Annotated in this window: 13 protein-coding genes, 1 tRNA gene and 1 pseudogene; 12 read left to right on the forward strand and 3 right to left on the reverse strand. The window is 45.9% G+C overall.

Annotated elements, in window-relative coordinates:
* Nucleotides 1-3 precede the first annotated feature (3 nt).
* The gene (locus LDO05_RS05285) at nt 4-333 is read left to right on the forward strand and encodes a DUF5808 domain-containing protein (RefSeq protein ID WP_251377845.1); all 330 of its coding nucleotides are present in this window, start codon (nt 4-6) and stop codon (nt 331-333) included.
* Nucleotides 334-704: 371 nt separating this feature from the next.
* Here LDO05_RS05285 and LDO05_RS05290 read toward each other — a convergent pair whose 3' ends face one another.
* Nucleotides 705-1,046: a PilZ domain-containing protein gene (locus LDO05_RS05290; RefSeq protein ID WP_251377846.1), complete on the reverse strand. Its 342-nt coding sequence runs from the start codon at nt 1,044-1,046 to the stop codon at nt 705-707.
* A gap of 289 nt (nt 1,047-1,335) precedes the next feature.
* Between LDO05_RS05290 and LDO05_RS05295 the strand changes: the two genes are divergently transcribed.
* The 4 genes from LDO05_RS05295 (at nt 1,336) to pstA (ending at nt 5,651) form a co-directional block, all read left to right on the forward strand.
* On the forward strand, nt 1,336-2,784 hold the full coding sequence (locus LDO05_RS05295) for a stalk domain-containing protein (RefSeq protein WP_251377847.1): 1,449 nt from the start codon (nt 1,336-1,338) through the stop codon (nt 2,782-2,784).
* Between the two features lie 26 nt (nt 2,785-2,810).
* A complete protein-coding gene (locus LDO05_RS05300) occupies nt 2,811-3,674 on the forward strand; it encodes a phosphate ABC transporter substrate-binding protein (RefSeq protein WP_251377848.1) in 864 nt (287 codons plus the stop codon).
* A 97-nt stretch (nt 3,675-3,771) separates the two neighbouring features.
* Entirely contained in the window at nt 3,772-4,731 is a 960-nt protein-coding gene (pstC, locus tag LDO05_RS05305) for a phosphate ABC transporter permease subunit PstC (protein ID WP_251377849.1), read from the forward strand.
* A 50-nt stretch (nt 4,732-4,781) separates the two neighbouring features.
* Nucleotides 4,782-5,651, forward strand: coding sequence for a phosphate ABC transporter permease PstA (gene pstA / locus LDO05_RS05310; protein WP_481857046.1), 870 nt, complete (start codon nt 4,782-4,784; stop codon nt 5,649-5,651).
* 76 nt (nt 5,652-5,727) lie between these two features.
* Here the strand turns inward: pstA and LDO05_RS05315 are convergent, their stop codons facing one another.
* A complete protein-coding gene (locus LDO05_RS05315) occupies nt 5,728-6,204 on the reverse strand; it encodes a glutathione peroxidase (protein ID WP_251377851.1) in 477 nt (158 codons plus the stop codon).
* A gap of 244 nt (nt 6,205-6,448) precedes the next feature.
* Here LDO05_RS05315 and LDO05_RS05320 point away from each other — a divergent pair, with 244 nt between their 5' ends.
* The 5 genes and pseudogenes from LDO05_RS05320 to LDO05_RS05340 form a co-directional block, all read left to right on the forward strand.
* Complete coding sequence (locus LDO05_RS05320; RefSeq protein ID WP_251377852.1) at nt 6,449-7,270, forward strand: amino acid ABC transporter substrate-binding protein; 822 nt, start codon at nt 6,449-6,451, stop codon at nt 7,268-7,270.
* Nucleotides 7,271-7,301: 31 nt separating this feature from the next.
* A complete protein-coding gene (locus tag LDO05_RS05325; protein ID WP_251377853.1) occupies nt 7,302-7,970 on the forward strand; it encodes an amino acid ABC transporter permease in 669 nt (222 codons plus the stop codon).
* A 12-nt stretch (nt 7,971-7,982) separates the two neighbouring features.
* Nucleotides 7,983-8,735, forward strand: a complete 753-nt coding sequence (locus LDO05_RS05330; protein ID WP_251377854.1) for an amino acid ABC transporter ATP-binding protein — start codon at nt 7,983-7,985, stop codon at nt 8,733-8,735.
* 122 nt (nt 8,736-8,857) lie between these two features.
* Complete coding sequence (locus LDO05_RS05335; protein WP_251378619.1) at nt 8,858-10,303, forward strand: IS1182 family transposase; 1,446 nt, start codon at nt 8,858-8,860, stop codon at nt 10,301-10,303.
* A 112-nt stretch (nt 10,304-10,415) separates the two neighbouring features.
* Nucleotides 10,416-11,753: pseudogene (locus LDO05_RS05340) on the forward strand (IS1182 family transposase); the annotation flags it as partial.
* A 446-nt stretch (nt 11,754-12,199) separates the two neighbouring features.
* Here the strand turns inward: LDO05_RS05340 and LDO05_RS05345 are convergent.
* Nucleotides 12,200-12,273, reverse strand: a tRNA-Arg gene (locus LDO05_RS05345).
* Nucleotides 12,274-12,431: 158 nt separating this feature from the next.
* On the opposite strand from LDO05_RS05345, the gene LDO05_RS05350 reads away from it, so the two are divergent.
* The gene (locus LDO05_RS05350) at nt 12,432-13,337 is read left to right on the forward strand and encodes a hypothetical protein (protein WP_251377855.1); all 906 of its coding nucleotides are present in this window, start codon (nt 12,432-12,434) and stop codon (nt 13,335-13,337) included.
* A 180-nt stretch (nt 13,338-13,517) separates the two neighbouring features.
* Nucleotides 13,518-14,864, forward strand: a complete 1,347-nt coding sequence (gene tig / locus LDO05_RS05355; protein ID WP_251377856.1) for a trigger factor — start codon at nt 13,518-13,520, stop codon at nt 14,862-14,864.

The raw sequence follows: 14,864 nt of genomic DNA on the forward strand, positions 1-14,864 counted from the left end.
AACATGATATTTCTGCTTAGCATCAATTTTGCCATCCCCATTATCCTAATCATAATAGCCTTAATCACTCTATACGCCTTCGTCTTATCGTTCTGGGCTGGTCAGGGCGGAAGCCGCTTGGAGCCATCTGACGATTACTCCAATGTCAGACCTGTCCATGATGATGATAAATGGCTATTAGGTATGATTTATTTCAATCGCAAGGATAAAAACCTAATCGTCGAGAAAAGGTTCGGAGTCGGCTGGGGATTAAATTTCGGTCACCCAGCAAGCTGGCTGATTTTGCTCGGAATTATTGTAGTGTTAGTTGTGGTAACGAGGCTTGAAGGTTAGTACTCTTCGGAGTATTCTAGCTTTCAACAAATAAATGCGGAATTAAGCTTTTCCTGATTGTCTTTTTTAAGTAATAACTGATGATGTTCATCAGCTTTTCATTGCATCAGCTGCTGGATTGTTTGGAATTGTATATGTATGTGCTTTGAAGTGCACCCCATAAAATAGTCATTTGGAAAACCCTTGGGTTTGCCGGTGAATTTTAAGGGGTGCTTTTTCATGGCGATCAAAGGACAAAAGTTTGAGCATTATTCAAAAAATCTGAAGTTAGAAGTGATTTGGCCTCATGTGGAGCAGAAGTGGACCTAATCCATAAAGTGCACCGAAAAAATAAAGACTGCCGAACTGAATCGGCAGTCTTTGTTTAATCTCTATATCACTTTAATTTTTTTATTACCGGCTAGTGTTCTCAGATCGGCATTGATCTTTTCTTTCTCTTCGGCTTCGAGCTGTAGAGACAGACCATAATGATAGTAAGGGGGCTCAATTTGGCGCTGCCAGCAGATCTTGGCATTGAAGTCATGTTCTTCTTCAGTTAATTTGAGACGCAGAACACCTTTGATAGCATTAGAAGCAGCATGGAGATCAAGGACAGTGCGGATCTTGCAGCCCCCCTTGCTGATATCGATTAAATCTACTTCAGCCAGCTTGCTTGTGATCATCGTACCATTAATCTCGGAAATCCGAATCCAGCAGCTCATAGGTTCTTCCATAGAGTAGCGAAAAGGTTCTTTTCTGTTATTAGTGCTCATAGCCCCTCCAGAACTTCGGTGTATACCGTAATTATACCTAATATTTGGATTTTATTAAACTTTATAATTTTATATATGTCTACCTATATCATGTTTTAAATATATTTCTATGGTCTCAGGCATATTTTCCTATTTTTCTTTATGTATTTTTCAGTAATTTAACAATTCGTTACAAATACCCAGAATTCCTTTAACATTCTTATACGAAAATGACATCATAGCACTTATGTATTAGGAAAAGGGTGAGCTGATGAGTAAGGGTAAAGTATTCAGTATGTTAGTTGCTTCAGCACTGGTAACCTCAGCTGTAACAGCGGGGGCTGCGGGTGCCGCAGCGGCAAAAACAAAACCATCGGGTCCAGCAAAAACGGCTGCATCCAAACAAACAACAGCCAAATTCAAGGTCATCCAGTCAGGACTCCAGGTAGATGGTGACACGATCACCTTAAAATCAATTGAAGTGAATGGAACCAAGCTTTACTCGATCCGGGATCTGGCTGGTGCACTGAATGCAGGGCTCAAGCTTGAGAATGGAAGTGTGGTTCTGAATGATTCTTATGGATACCATACGGTATCAATCAAACCTAATAGTAAAAGCCTGCAGGTGGATGGCGCTGCTCAAGGCTTCAAGGTAGCTCCCAAGCTTCAGGATGGCAACATTTATGTCGAGCTGGATACCATAGTGAACGCACTCGGTGCTGAACTTGCAGGCAGCGGTAGCGTCTACAAAATAAAGCGTCTGGAAGGTAGTTTCTCTACACTGTCTTTTGATGAGAAGGGGAACGTGATTGCGACGAAAGAAGATGGAGAAGCTCTGCAGGTATTCAAATTGAATCCCTCACTGGGTACTCCAAATGAAGTGTTCTCCTCGAACGAAGGGGCCGCCTCTGCGGTGTTCTCACCTGATTACAAATGGGGAGCGTTCACCAACGACGATGGGCAGCTGTTTGTCTATGATCTCAGCACTGGCTTGACAAGACAAATCGGGTCAGACAGCTCAGTCAAGACAGATCTTGTCTGGTCTGCAGACGGCAAGAAAGTGTACTTTATCCAAGGCGACAAGCAGGAGAAGATTTCCTACATAACGATAGACACCGGCATACTTACTGAAGTCCTTGCAGATAAAGTGGAGAATAAGTCCGATCTTCAAGTATCGGGAGACGAGAAGAAGATTGCTTACCTGGTTAACACAACAGGCGTTGCGAAGAATGATGCTGACAGTACGGAAGATTCATTAACCATTGATTACTCGGGTGCCGGTGCCCAGGTCTACTCCCTGGATACTGCAACCAAAGGTGCGAAGCCTGTACAGTTGACCAAAACTATGGACAACAAGCTGCTGCCTTCTATCCTTGCGGATGGAAGCATTGTCTATGTAAGTGCAGATCCGGATGGGAAAGACGTGAACAGTGTATTGAAGAGCATTTCCGCGGATGGAGCTAAAATTACTGATCTTGTATCTGACATTGATGTGACCATGGATGTCGTAACCAGAGGTGGCAAATTGCTGGTGGCTGGTCTGAAAGCGGATGGTTCAACGCAGCTGTTCGAGGTGACTGGTGGAGCCAAGAAAGAAATTTACAGCACACCGGATGGAATTACTGAAGTTGCTGTATCAAAGGATGGCAAGATTGCCTTGATTAGCGATGGCAAGATTGTTCTGGTAGAAGGCGGCAAAGGCATTTTGCTAACTAAATAACTTAATTTGAGAGGGGTAATTTAATCATGAAATTGTTCAAAAAAGTATCTTTGGTGGCGGTAGCCGCAGCAGTTATTCTATCTTCTGCAGGTGTAGGATCTTCCGTTCAGGCTGCAGGCTCGGTATCGGGTAAAATTACGATTAATGGTTCCACTGCACTTCTTCCTTTATCTCTGCAGGCGGCAAAGGAATTCCAAAGATTGAACCCTAAGGTGAAAATTGCTGCCTCCGGTAAAGGTTCTGTAACAGGTCCTCAAGCAGTTAAAAAAGGCATCGCTCAAATCGGAGCTTGTGACTGGGATGCAAGCACGGATGTTCCAGGATTCAAAGCGTTCGCAGGGCAAGTGGCTAACAAAGTAGCAGTAATTCCTTTTGCAACAGTAGTTAACAAAAATGTGGATGTCGCTAACCTGACTACAGACCAGCTTAAAGGTATCTATAGTGGCAAAATCACGAACTGGAAAGAGGTTGGTGGCAGCAATGCGGATATCGTTGTAATCACACGTGCCTTCGGTTCCGGTACCCGTGTTAACTATCAGGCCAAAGCCCTTGGTGGTGGAGATATTGTAAAGAAAGCTAAGAACTACAAAGAAGTTGGATCCAGCGGCGATATGAAGACGGCCGTGGCTACAACTCCGAATGCTATCGGATATATTGACCTTGTATACGTTACTGGCGGCGATCTCAAAGCGATTAAACACAACGGTGTGGCTGCAACTGTTGATAATGTGATCAAAGGCTCGTACAAAGTCTGGTCTTATGGTTACTACATGACAAAAGGCCAGCCAACTGGCGCTACGAAAGCTTTCATCGATTACGTGCAAAGCAAGAAGTTCCAGGAAGGATCACTTAAGAAGCTGAAATTCATTCCGATTTCTGCAATGAAGTAAGAATTTAGCTGGCCGCAGTCAGCAGGCTTCAACATGTAACGTTAACCAGCCAGCCCCTGCCCGGGGCTGGCTGCTGTATGGGAGGAAGTAGAACGAAATGAGCACACCAGTTCATGATTTGCCTGCACATAAGGGTAGTGTAATGCAGACACCGGTTCCGGCATCCAGATGGAAGCGGGGCCGTGGGTCGAGAGTGCGGTTCACGAATGGATTATTCAAATATTATTTCTTATTAAGCATACTGGCACTCTGTCTGGTGCTGGCTTTGGTTGTTTTCTTCATTGGCAAAACGGCCATTTTGACCTTCAAAGACATTTCGCTTGCCGATTTCTTTCTGTCCTTTGATTGGACGCCGGAAGAGGACAAATTCGGAGCGGCTTCCATTATCATCAATACGATATCTTTAACCGCTCTTACCTTGGTATTTGCAGTTCCAATTTCAGTCGGAATGGCTATCCTGATTGCTGAGATTGCTCCCAAATGGCTGAAGTCATTTATACGTCCGATTCTTGACCTTCTGGTTGGTATTCCATCCATAGTCTACGGGTACCTGGGTCTCACTGTGCTGATCCCGCTAATTCGGGAATGGAGTGGAGAGAACCTGGGAGACGGTCTGCTTGCAGCTTCACTGGTACTCACCATTATGATTCTGCCAACGGTCAGCCGGATCAGTGATGATGCCATATCCGCTGTACCCAAGAAATATCGCGAGGCGGCCTATGCTCTGGGATCTACCCGTCTGCAGGTAATTATGAAGGTGGTGCTGCCGGCTGCTTCAAGAGGAATAGCGGCTGCTATTATACTCGGAATGACACGCGCTATCGGTGAGACGATGGCTGTGGTCATGGTCATCGGGAATACCGCGCAGCTGGCGACTTCACTCTTCTCTCCGACATCCGTGCTTACCAGTAATATAGTAATGCAGATTTCCAACGTGGAATTTGAATCCACCTGGAACTATGCGCTGCATATGATGGCTTTCCTTCTGCTGATCATCTCTTTTGGATTGATTATGATTATACGTCTAATTAGCAGAAAGAGAGGAGATGCCGCATGAGCAGCGTTACATCTAATAACCATCAGGGCAGTCCTGACCCAAGCAGCTTTATGCCAACAAGGAAGAATAGACGGGCACTGATCTGGGACAAGGCCGCTACGGGTTCCTTTTATGCTCTGGGAGCTGCTGTCCTGCTGTTCATCTTCTGGCTGTTGTACACCATACTTAGCAAAGGTCTGCCGGGAATCAGTCTGGAATTCCTGACCAAGCTGCCGGAAGAGATTGATGTAGGAGGAGGAATAGGACCTGTCCTGTTCAACTCCTTCTACATTCTAATTCTCTCCCTGATCATATCTATACCGATAGGTGTAGGCGCCGGTATCTATATGGCGGAATATGCGCCGAGGAACAAATTTACTGAAGGGCTGCGAATCTGCGTGGAGACTCTGTCTTCCGTACCTTCCATCGTATTCGGAATGCTGGGTCTTGCTATTTTTGCCGAATATTTCGATATCGGGCTTACGATTCTGGGCGGGGCGGTTAGCTTGGCGTTCCTGAATCTTCCAACCTTGGCACGCGTCACGGAGGAAGCCGTGAGGGATGTGCCTGTTGAGCTTCGAAATGCCTCTTACGCGCTTGGGACAACCAAATTCCAGACAATCCGTACCATAATTCTGCCTGTATCCCTGCATGCGATTATTACTGGAATCTGCCTGGTGGCGGGCCGGGCTTTTGGGGAGTCGGCGGTTATTATTTTGACAGCGGGGCTTAGTACGTCTGGTGAAATGTGGGACTTCAGCTTGTTCTCACCAGGTGAGACCCTTGCTGTTCATCTCTGGTATGTCCAATCCGAAGCCATTGTCGAGGATGCGAAGCAGATTGCTGATAAATCAGCAGCGGTCCTGGTATTCGTGGTGTTATTCCTTAATCTGCTGTTCCGTGTTCCGCTTTGGTTCAACAGCAGAAAGCTTAAGAAATAGGCGTAGCTAGTCGGTGACAAAAGAACAGAGCAGCGATCCTTCCATTCAAGGGAGGATTGCTGCTCTGTTGGCGTTTTTACAGAAGTTCCTTAATATCGGCTTCAATAGCTTCCGGCTCCGTCCGTGAGCTGTATTGCTTGATCACATTCCCAGCCCGGTCTACCAGAAACTTGGCAAAATTCCACTCGATCTCTCCCGTATGGTAAGGGGCAGGTGTATGGTTGACCAAATGTACGAATAAGGGGTGAGCGTTCTCGCCTTTCACATCTATTTTGGAGAATAGAGGGAAGGTGACCTGGTAGTTGAGCTCGCAGAATTGCTTGATCTCTTCCTCTGTCCCAGGCTCTTGTCCGGCAAATTGATTGGAAGGGAACCCTAACACAACAAGCCCTTGATCCTTATAGGCGTCATACAAAGACTGAAGTCCCTTATAATGGGGAGTTAGGCCGCAGGCACTCGCAGTGTTGACAATAAGCAGAACCTTACCTTCATACGGCTGAAGTGTCGTTTCGGTGCCTTCAATTGTTTTTATTTTATAATTGTAAATGGACATTGCTTCTCCTCCTGTTGCAAAATTATTTTGGTTATATTGTATCTCTTTCTGACTGGATAACTCAAATTACAAGAATGATTTCGAGGCGGACAGTAAATGATAAATTCTATAGTCCGGAATTAATCATATAAATTTAATAGGAATTGTAGGAAAAATGTATTGATTATTTCTATAAGTCGGTGTACCATCAAGTAACCAGATAATTTTGGGTAGAGAAAATTTATTGGACAAGGGGTCATGTTGTATGAAAAAGATAAGTTTGCTTGTTATGGTATTGTTAGTTTCGATGGTAGCATCAGCATGCGGGAATTCCAAGGATAACAACGCAGGTACCACAAATTCCACGTCAGGCTCCAAGGCTCAGACAGCTCTGGAGGCCATTAAGGCAAGCGGGAAGCTGCGGATCGGAACCGAAGGTACTTATGCTCCATTCACCTACCATGACAAAGATGGCAAATTGACAGGTTTTGACGTAGAAATTGCACAGGAAGTTAGCAAGCGCATTGGCGTAGAGCCTGAATTTGTGGAGACACAATGGGACAGCCTGATTGCAGGACTGGATGCCAAACGTTTTGATACGGTATTTAACGAAGTATCGATTACTGACGAGCGTAAGGAAAAGTATGACTTTTCCGACCCATACATTGTATCCAAAGCGGTGCTGATCGTACCGGAGGATAATACGGATATTAAGACATTCGCCGATCTGAAAGGGAAGAAGGCAGGACAGTCCCTTACGAGCAACCTGACTCAAATTGCAAAAGATAACGGCGCAGAAATCGTGTCTACAGAAGGCTTCAATCAGGCGATTGATCTATTGACCGCCAAACGGATCGATGCTACGGTTAATGATGGCTTGTCTTACCTGGATTTGAAGAAGCAGAAGCCGGATGCACCTATTAAAGTTGTGGATACATCCACAGATGCTTCAAACAGTGCGGCTTTGTTCAATAAAGGGGCAGACGATCTTGTTGCCGCGGTTAACAAAGCGCTGGCAGACATGAAGAGTGACGGAACTTACCTGAAGATTTCCGAGAAATATTTTGGAGAAGATGTATCTAAATAAGTTAATCTCAAGGTAAAAGGATGCTTGCCAAATGGATGATCGCAAACTACAGATTTTTATGGATTCCTTGCTACCGCTGCTAAAAGCCGCGGTAGCTTTTACCGTTCCACTGACCCTGATCTCTTTCACAATCGGTCTCATTCTTGCTGTAATAACCGCCCTGGCTAGACTTTCGAGCTGGAGAATTCCTAGGCTGATTGCAAGATTCTATGTGTGGATCATTCGGGGGACTCCCTTGCTCCTGCAGTTATTTATAATATTTTTCGGCCTGCCTTCGGTAGGTATAACTCTGGATCCATTCATTGCTGCTGTGATCGGATTCTCGCTGAGTGTGGGAGCCTATGGCTCGGAGATTGTCCGGGCTTCCATTCTGTCGATTCAGGAAGGACAGTGGGAGGCTGCCTATTCGCTGGGAATGACACGGATGCAGGCGCTTAGAAGAGTTATCTTGCCCCAGGCTGCGCGTGTCTCGGTCCCGCCTTTGGCGAACTCCTTCATCAGTCTGGTGAAGGATACTTCTCTAGCGGCAAGTATCACTTACGTTGAAATGCTTCGCACGGCCCAGCAAATTGTAGCTACCACTTTCGAGCCGTTGCTATTATACACAGAAGCTGGATTGTTCTACTTATTACTCAGCACAGTGCTATCAAGTCTGCAGAATTACCTGGAGAAGCGGCTGGACCGTTTCTCGACAAGATAAGGAGGATGAACGATGATCGAAGTTCATAATTTGCACAAATCGTTCGGCTCTCTTGAAGTGCTTAAAGGTGTTGATCTGACCTTGGATAAAGGAAAGGTGCTCGTTATTATCGGCCCTTCCGGATCCGGGAAGACAACGCTGCTGCGTTGTTTCAATCTGCTTGAGCAACCCGATCAAGGCACACTTCGGGTAGGTGAGGTATCGCTGGAATTTGGAGACGGCATTAAGCCGAAGAAGGATCAAATTCTTAAATTGCGCAAGCAGAGCGGGATGGTATTTCAGTCTTATAACCTCTTTCCACATATGACTGCACTTGAGAATGTGATGGAAGCGCAGGTTACCGTGCAGAAGAAGAGCAAGGATGAGGCACGCAGTCATGCGCTTGAACTGCTGGACAAGGTTGGACTTAGGGATAAGGCGGATTCATACCCGCATAAGCTGTCGGGAGGGCAACAGCAGCGGGTAGGTATTGCCAGGGCGATGGCGGTTGATCCTGAGGTTCTGTTATTCGATGAGCCAACCTCGGCACTGGACCCGGAATTGGTGGGCGAAGTTCTTAGAGTTATGAAAGGCTTGGCTGCTGAAGGGATGACCATGGTCGTAGTAACACATGAGATGAAATTTGCGGCCGAGGTAGCCGATCAGATTATTCTGGTGGATGGTGGCCGGATTATAGAAAAGGGTACCCCGCAAGAAGTGTTGCAGCAGCCCAAAAGTCCGCGTGCAGCACAGTTCCTGAATATACTGACAGAAAATAAGCTCTAGAACGCAAAAAATCTCTCCCAAAAGGAGAGATTTCAGTCTGTAGACAAAGTTCCGAAAGGAGCAGGTCTACAGACTTTTTTTGTAGAATAAGTCAAGGAAAAGGTTGATTCGAGGTGTAAATGATGATTAGTAAAAATAATTATGAAGGTCGCTTTCAGATTTCTGTGAATGCGCTAGACGACCTTGTGCCTAAGGATCATTTGGTTCGCAAGTTAGAAAATGCGATCGATTTTAGTTTTATATACGAGCTGGTTCAAGATAAATACAGTGCGGTTACGGGGCGTCCGAGTGTCGATCCCGTAGTTCTGATTAAAATCGTGCTTATCCAGTATCTATTTGGCATTCGCTCCATGCGCCAAACCATTCGGGAAATTGAAACTAACGTAGCTTACCGCTGGTTCATCGGCTATGACTTCACCCAGCCCATTCCCCACTTCACCACTTTTGGTAAAAACTATGTTCGCAGGTTTAAGGACACGGATATTTTTGAATCCATTTTTGCACGTATTCTGGAAGAAGCTTTAGGGCATGGCTTTGTAGAGCCAGACGTGCTTTTCATGGATGCAACGCATGTGAAGGCAAACGCCAACAAAAATAAATATGAAAAAACGATGGTACAGGAGCAAAGCAAAAAGTACCAAGAGCAGCTTGATAAAGAGATTAATGAAGACCGGATCCAGCATGGGAAGAAGCCTTTCGGAAAAAAGCCTAAGTCCGCTCTGAAAGAAACAAAAACAAGCATCTCCGACCCTGAGAGCGGACTATTTGTAAAGGGCGAAAAAGAACGTGTATTTGCCTACAGTTTTCATACGGCCTGCGACCGCAACGGCTTTGTTCTGGGTGCGAAAGTAACTCCAGGAAATGTACATGACAGCCAGGTGTTTGAGGATGTGCTTGAGCTCGTAAAGAAGTCTCTGGGCAAGCCCACAGCTGTAGCAGTTGACGCTGGATACAAGACTCCCTACATTAGTAAATTGCTGATCGATGACGGGATACGGCCTGTTATGCCATACACAAGACCTCGTACAAAGGATGGCTTTTTCAAGAAATATGATTACGTATACGATGAGCACTACGATGCCTATATCTGTCCGAACCATGAGTTTCTAACCTATGAATTGACGAACCGGGAAGGGTACAAGATGTATCGTTCCGATCCCACAATATGCAAAGACTGCCCCTTCTTGAGTCAGTGTACCGAAAGCAAGGACTTCACTAAGCGAATTAGCCGCCATATTTGGGCTGACTATCTGGAAGAAGCAGACCACCTTCGGCATACCGATGAAAACAAACAAATTTACTCACAGCGCAAGGAAACGATTGAGCGCGTATTTGCAGATCTAAAGGAAAAGCATGGCATGCGCTGGACGACTTTACGAGGACTTCGTAAAGTTTCCATGCAGGCGATGCTCGTTTTTGCTTGCATGAACCTCAAAAAGTTAGCCACCTGGCTCTGGAAGTCCGGTGGCTCAAAGCGATATTTGGCTTTATTTATGATCTCTTACAGAAAAAAACAAAGACAAACTCCTGTGTTCCTAACGGGAACAAGAAGTTTGTCTGCAATCTGAATCTCTCCCAAAAGGGAGAGATTTAGTCTGAAGACAAAGTTCCGAAAGGAGCAGGTCTACAGACTTTTTTTGTAGAATAAGTCAAGGAAAAGGTTGATTCGAGGTGTAAATGATGATTAGTAAAAATAATTATGAAGGTCGCTTTCAGATTTCTGTGAATGCGCTAGACGACCTTGTGCCTAAGGATCATTTGGTTCGCAAGTTAGAAAATGCGATCGATTTTAGTTTTATATACGAGCTGGTTCAAGATAAATACAGTGCGGTTACAGGGCGTCCGAGTGTCGATCCCGTAGTTCTGATTAAAATCGTGCTTATCCAGTATCTATTTGGCATTCGCTCCATGCGCCAAACCATTCGGGAAATTGAAACGAACGTAGCTTACCGCTGGTTCATCGGCTATGACTTTACCCAGCCCATTCCCCACTTCACCACTTTTGGTAAAAACTATGTTCGCAGGTTTAAGGACACGGATATTTTTGAATCCATTTTTGCACGTATTCTGGAAGAAGCTTTAGGGCATGGCTTTGTAGAGCCTGACGTGCTTTTCATGGATGCAACGCATGTGAAGGCAAACGCCAACAAAAATAAATATGAAAAAACGATGGTACAGGAGCAAAGCAAAAAGTACCAAGAGCAGCTTGATAAAGAGATTAATGAAGACCGGATCCAGCATGGGAAGAAGCCTTTCGGAAAAAAGCCTAAGTCCGCTCTGAAAGAAACAAAAACAAGCATCTCCGACCCTGAGAGCGGACTATTTGTAAAGGGCGAAAAAGAACGTGTATTTGCCTACAGTTTTCATACGGCCTGCGACCGCAACGGCTTTGTTCTGGGTGCGAAAGTAACTCCAGGAAATGTACATGACAGCCAGGTGTTTGAGGATGTGCTTGAGCTCGTAAAGAAGTCTCTGGGCAAGCCCACAGCTGTAGCAGTTGACGCTGGATATAAGACTCCCTACATTAGTAAATTGCTGATCGATGACGGGATACGGCCTGTTATGCCATACACAAGACCTCGTACGAAGGATGGCTTTTTCAAGAAGTATGATTACGTATACGATGAGCACTACGATGCCTATATCTGTCCGAACCATGAGTTTCTAACCTATGAATTGACGAACCGGGAAGGGTACAAGATGTATCGTTCCGATCCCACAATATGCAAAGACTGCCCCTTCTTGAGTCAGTGTACCGAAAGCAAGGACTTCACTAAGCGAATTAGCCGCCATATTTGGGCTGACTATCTGGAAGAAGCAGACCACCTTCGGCATACCGATGAAAACAAACAAATTTACTCACAGCGCAAGGAAACGATTGAGCGCGTATTTGCAGATCTAAAGGAAAAGCATGGCATGCGATGGACGACTTTACGAGGACTTCGTAAAGTTTCCATGCAGGCGATGCTCGTTTTTGCTTGCATGAACCTCAAAAAGTTAGCCACCTGGCTCTGGAAGTCCGGTGGCTCAAAGCGATATTTCGCTTTATTTATGATCTCTTACAGAAAAAAAACAAAGACAAACTCCTGTGTTCCTAACGGGAACAAGGAGTTTGTCTGCAATCTGAATCTCTCCCAAAAGGGAGAGATTTTTGTTGATGACGTCCCAGTCGGGGTGGTCTCGCTCAGCTCGAGACTCCGCTCATCCCCGAGCCATTCGGCATCGGTGGCTTTGCTTCGACGAACCCCTTGTGGGGTTCTCATCCCCTAGGACGCAAAAAATCTCTCCCAAAAAAGAGAGATTTTTGTTGATGACGTCCCAGAAGGGATGCTTTCGCTCAGCTCGAGACTCCGCTCATCCCCGAGCCATTCGGCATCGGCGGCTTTGCTTCGACGAACCCCTTGTGGGGTTCTCATCCCCGGGACGCAAGAAAATCTCTCCCAAAGGGAGAGATTTTCTGATGACGTCCCAGAAGGGATTCGAACCCCCGACCGACGGCTTAGAAGGCCGTTGCTCTATCCAGCTGAGCTACTGAGACATATGAAAATTTCAAGCAAAGAAAATTTTATCACAAACTGGCTTGCTAAGCAACTGGAAAAATAAATAGTTTTAGCCGCTTTTTTTAAATTTGGTATGCACTATGCTATAATCTACGAAATAAATTGAAACCGGAGGAAAGGAGGGACATTTATTCATATGCATGGACCCGAGGGAAGGGATAACATTGTATTGTTTCCCAAGACACTCGATTATTATCAGATGGAGCTAACCCGGATGCTGGAGACCGAGCGCTATGGCGAGGCCGGAGAGCTGTTGGAGTTCCTGCTTCAGTGTCAGGGGCAGGAGCCCAGACAGTATGAAGAATGGAAGGCGCTGCTTGACTGGCTTAGAGACGCTTTTCCCGGAGTATCAGGGGGAGGAATCGAGACTGGCATATATGAAGAGGACGAAGAGTCGCTGGCCCGCATGCATATTGAAGCCAAGCTCGCCCTGGACAAGGACTATGGGAACAAGCTGCTTAAGGCAGCTATGGAGAGCCCGTTATCCGAGCATTCACTACTTGCGCTTGAGCAGCTGTCGTATTTGGATATGCCGGAGATTGATGAGGCTCTGCACGGTTGGCTGGACAGGGAGAACATACATCCCCTGATTCAATTCCATATCCTGCAGACCTTGCGCCGTAGAGGTGCCCAAGGTATCGTTAGTTTTGTCCGGGGTCAGGAGCCAGTGGAAGTTGAACTCGAGACCGTTCCGCTAAAGTCAGCCGATTTCCCGCCGCAGGTCCAAAAAATATTGGAGCGTGTAGGCGACCAGACCCAGGTTCATAACCCGACCCTGTTCTATTTCGCTCAGGAATTTTGGTTCCAATTCGTTATGGGGGTGTATGGCACAAGGGATTATGCGTCTATTCTGACCGAGGATGACAGCACAATGGACATTTGGGCTGCGGCGCTGCATCAGACGATTTCAGAGAGCCTTCCTGATGGCAGAAGTGATAGTGATATAAGGCTGGTATATGGGATTACGGACGCTCTTCGCCTCCGCTATGAGCAGGTCTACAGATCTATGAAACAGTTTGTTTATTCGGGACAGGGCAGATAAATGGAGGCGGACTGTTTTTCCTGCTTCGCCCAGCCGTGGAACACTTGTAAAAAGCTGTGTTGTTGTTTATAATGTAGTGGTTGTTCTTGTTCTGTACGTGAGTGAGGAATAATGAAATTGAAGCCGGATACATATCAGGATTCAATATATGTGAACTTATTTTGGAGGGGAAAGCATAAAATGAAAGCAACTTGGGAAAAAATAGAGAAGAACCTCGGCGTTCTCGAGGTCGAAGTGGATGCGGATCGTGTATCTGCAGCGCTGGATAAAGCTTTTAACAAAGTAGTCAAGAAAGCCACTGTACCTGGATTCCGTAAAGGCAAAGTGCCTCGGCCAATTTTCGAAGCGCGTTACGGGGTTGAAAGCCTCTACCAAGACGCCATTGATATTTTGCTCCCTGAAGTATACAGCGAAGCTGTTGAGCAGACTGACATCTTCCCGGTAGACCGTCCTGAAGTAGACGTTGAGCAATTTGGCAAAGGACAAGCTTTCAAATTCAAAGCTAAAGTTACTGTTAAGCCAGAAGTGAAGCTTGGCGAATACAAAGGTATCGAAGTTGCAGCTGAGAACGTGGAAGTAACTGAAGAAGAAGTGGCTCAAGAGCTTGAGCGTCTTCAGCAGCGTCACGCTGAGCTTGTTGTTATCGACGAAGAAACTGCACAGAACGGCGACACTGTCGTAATCGACTTTGACGGTTCCGTTGATGGCGTTCCTTTCGAAGGCGGTAAGTCTGAGCGTTATTCCCTTGAGCTGGGCAGCAACACATTCATCCCTGGTTTCGAGGAGCAAGTAGTTGGCCTCGCTACAGGTGACTTCAAGGATGTTACAGTTACTTTCCCTGAAGCTTACCATGCAGAAGAATTGGCAGGTAAGGAAGCTGTATTTAAAGTGAAAGTTCATGAGATCAAGCGCAAGCAGCTTCCAGAACTTGATGATGAGTTCGCCAAAGATGTTAGTGAATTTGATACTCTTGAAGAATATAAAGAAGATTTGAAGAAGCAGCTTGCTGACCGCAAATCGAAAGAGAACGAAGCAGCCCGCGAATCCTACCTGGTTGATCAGGTTGGAGAGAAAGCGGAAGTTGAAATTCCAAGTGCTATGGTGCAAGGTGAAGTACAGAACATGGTTCGCGATTTCGACAACCGTCTTCGTACTCAAGGTATGAACCTTGAAATGTTCCTTAGCTTCTCTGGACAGACTCTTACCGAACTTCAAGAACAAATGGAAGGCGATGCTCAGAAGCGCGTTCGCAACAACCTTGTTCTTGAACAAATCGCTAAAGAAGAGAACATTGAAGTTACTGAGGACGAGCTCAATGCTGAGCTGAACACAATGGCTGAGGCTTACAAGCGCACGCCTGAAGAAATCCGCAATATCCTTGCGGCTAACGGTTCTCTTGGAAGCATGCGTGAAGAAGTATTGCTTCGCAAAACGATTCAATTCCTTCTTGAGAATGCAAAAGAGGTTCCAGCTGACCAGTTGAAGCCATCTGCTGATGCTAAGGAAGAAGCAGCTGAAGAGAAGTAA

Source organism: Paenibacillus sp. YPG26, assembly GCF_023704175.1.
Classification (GTDB): Bacteria; Bacillota; Bacilli; order Paenibacillales; family Paenibacillaceae; genus Fontibacillus.

Excerpts from the sequence above, each read along its gene's own strand:
- LDO05_RS05285 (WP_251377845.1), top strand. The coding sequence starts at position 4 with ATGATATTTCTGCTTAGCATCAATTTTGCCATCCCCATTATCCTAATC.
- LDO05_RS05290 (WP_251377846.1), bottom strand. The coding sequence starts at position 1,046 with ATGGAAGAACCTATGAGCTGCTGGATTCGGATTTCCGAGATTAATGGT.
- LDO05_RS05295 (WP_251377847.1), top strand. The coding sequence starts at position 1,336 with ATGAGTAAGGGTAAAGTATTCAGTATGTTAGTTGCTTCAGCACTGGTA.
- LDO05_RS05300 (WP_251377848.1), top strand. The coding sequence starts at position 2,811 with ATGAAATTGTTCAAAAAAGTATCTTTGGTGGCGGTAGCCGCAGCAGTT.
- pstC (WP_251377849.1), top strand. The coding sequence starts at position 3,772 with ATGAGCACACCAGTTCATGATTTGCCTGCACATAAGGGTAGTGTAATG.
- pstA (WP_481857046.1), top strand. The coding sequence starts at position 4,782 with ATGCCAACAAGGAAGAATAGACGGGCACTGATCTGGGACAAGGCCGCT.
- LDO05_RS05315 (WP_251377851.1), bottom strand. The coding sequence starts at position 6,204 with ATGTCCATTTACAATTATAAAATAAAAACAATTGAAGGCACCGAAACG.
- LDO05_RS05320 (WP_251377852.1), top strand. The coding sequence starts at position 6,449 with ATGAAAAAGATAAGTTTGCTTGTTATGGTATTGTTAGTTTCGATGGTA.
- LDO05_RS05325 (WP_251377853.1), top strand. The coding sequence starts at position 7,302 with ATGGATGATCGCAAACTACAGATTTTTATGGATTCCTTGCTACCGCTG.
- LDO05_RS05330 (WP_251377854.1), top strand. The coding sequence starts at position 7,983 with ATGATCGAAGTTCATAATTTGCACAAATCGTTCGGCTCTCTTGAAGTG.
- LDO05_RS05335 (WP_251378619.1), top strand. The coding sequence starts at position 8,858 with ATGATTAGTAAAAATAATTATGAAGGTCGCTTTCAGATTTCTGTGAAT.
- LDO05_RS05350 (WP_251377855.1), top strand. The coding sequence starts at position 12,432 with ATGCATGGACCCGAGGGAAGGGATAACATTGTATTGTTTCCCAAGACA.
- tig (WP_251377856.1), top strand. The coding sequence starts at position 13,518 with ATGAAAGCAACTTGGGAAAAAATAGAGAAGAACCTCGGCGTTCTCGAG.